The organism is Flavobacterium sp., from assembly GCF_965657075.1.
Lineage (GTDB): Bacteria > Bacteroidota > Bacteroidia > Flavobacteriales > Flavobacteriaceae > Flavobacterium.
Genome location: NZ_CBFHMV010000058.1, coordinates 1 through 1885 on the forward strand (window position 1 = coordinate 1; position 1885 = coordinate 1885).

1 protein-coding gene is annotated in these 1885 nt (G+C 26.9%); it reads right to left on the reverse strand.

The annotated features are described in order from the left end of the window. Positions 1-161: 161 nt before the first annotated feature. The gene (locus ACTF56_RS12970; RefSeq protein ID WP_438967334.1) at positions 162-1616 is read right to left on the reverse strand and encodes an IS4 family transposase; all 1455 of its coding nucleotides are present in this window, start codon (positions 1614-1616) and stop codon (positions 162-164) included. Positions 1617-1885 lie beyond the last annotated feature (269 nt).

The following is a 1885-nucleotide window of genomic DNA, read 5'->3' on the forward strand; positions in this document are numbered from 1 at the left end:
CACCGCCAAAACCGTCATTATCTCCTAAACGCAAGCCTAAAGCGTTTTTAGAAATTTCCTGTGCTTGCGAGCTAAATGCTAAACCAAGTAGCATAAAAGCTGATAAAATTACTTTTTTCATATTAAAATCTAAAGTTTCGGAGCAAATATATTCAAAAAAATCAGGCAGCCCTTTGATTTGTTAGAGAAAGTATTGCTAAAGTGTTTTTCATGTATTCTTCAATGCTTTCTTTCATTTCTACCATTTTTTTAATAAAAAAATCTAGATTAACGCCAAGTTCAGAGAAAATTTGAATATAAAGTTCTACAATGATTTCCCATATTTTTTCAACTAGGTTTTTCTCTAATAATAACTCTTTTGTGTGCTTAAATAATTCGCCAAGTGATTCATAATCTTCAAATCTTTTTCTTAAACTCAATACCATATAATTCATCATTACTATTGATAAATGGGCAAAGTAAGCATCTAAATCTGTTGATTGACAAGTATTTAGACCTAGGTTTTGTTTGCAATCTTTATAAAAAACTTCTATACTCCAGCGAATTTGATAGTATCTCATTGTATTGATAAAACTCAATTTTTTATCGGTAGAAATCAATAATTTCCAACTATCTTGCCCTTTCATTCTAACCCAAAATCCTTTCATTTCTATGTTTTTATATGTAAAAACTAACGAAATATAATGGCATTTAAACGATTTGCAATAATGAATTTCATTTCTCTTCAAATCTGCAATAGTAATTGCTTTGTGTTTTTGACCTTTTATTTCTATAATTCTATTGGTTTTCATTAGTCCAATCACATCAATTGCTTTTGTCAAAGATTTAATACCTATCAGAAAGGGCTCACAAACAAACCAACTGTCTGCTAAAACATAATTTGCACAAATTTTTCTTTTTAAAGCATTGAAAATTAAATTAATAGACATCTGTATTTTATCTATCTCAACTTCTTTTACTCTTTTATATCCAGCCGAATCTGTGGTTCGTTCTTTTGTAAATTGATTATCAAGGTCTTTCTTTTTTAATCCTCTTTTTCCTGTTTTTCCAGGTTCATTATGAATTGAAAAATCAAGCGGAATAAAACTTTTACCATTCCAAAAACCAAGCGTAAGTAACTTCATACCAATACTATATGCATGACTGCAATGGTCGTAGACTTTACCAATTTGCTCAATTGTTTTGCCTGATTTTTCTAATAAACTATCGTCAATTATAAAAAAAGTAGCTTTTTTTTCTTGTTCAATAGCTGTAACGCTTTTGTTTTCAGTGATTTTAAAAACCTGTTTTACAAATAGATACATAATGTTTCTCCAATCTATTTTAGAATTTTTCATAAAATCATAAAACACATCTTTCTTAAAATCAATATTTTGGAATTTTTTAGATTGATAAAATCGGCGAATATTTTTAAAATCAAAATATTGTAAAACAAATAAAATTTGAAATATTTTTGCTGCATTTTCTCCTTTTAATTTAGATTTTGACAACAAAGAATTGATGTATTTGAGATCAAATTCTTTCAATATATCCCCGAACGTATTTATAAAAAGATTGCTTTTAGTGCAATATTTATTGATTTCTGATAAACTTTTTTTACCTTTGTTTAGTTGCATTTTTTAAGTAATTTGAATTTGGCTCTAACTAATTCAAATTTAATAAATTACATTAAATTATGCAACTTTTTTTACAAAATAATACCTGATTTATAGGTAGTTAAGAACTCCGAAACTTTAGTTTAAAAGAATTTTATCCATAATCTTGTCACTCCAAAGAAATATTTTTTTATGAAGTTATTTTTAATAATCTTATAGGTATAGGCGTTTAGGTCGCCCAAATAAAAAATTAGAATTACCTTTGTTAAATGAGCGCAAGGGAAAAATTT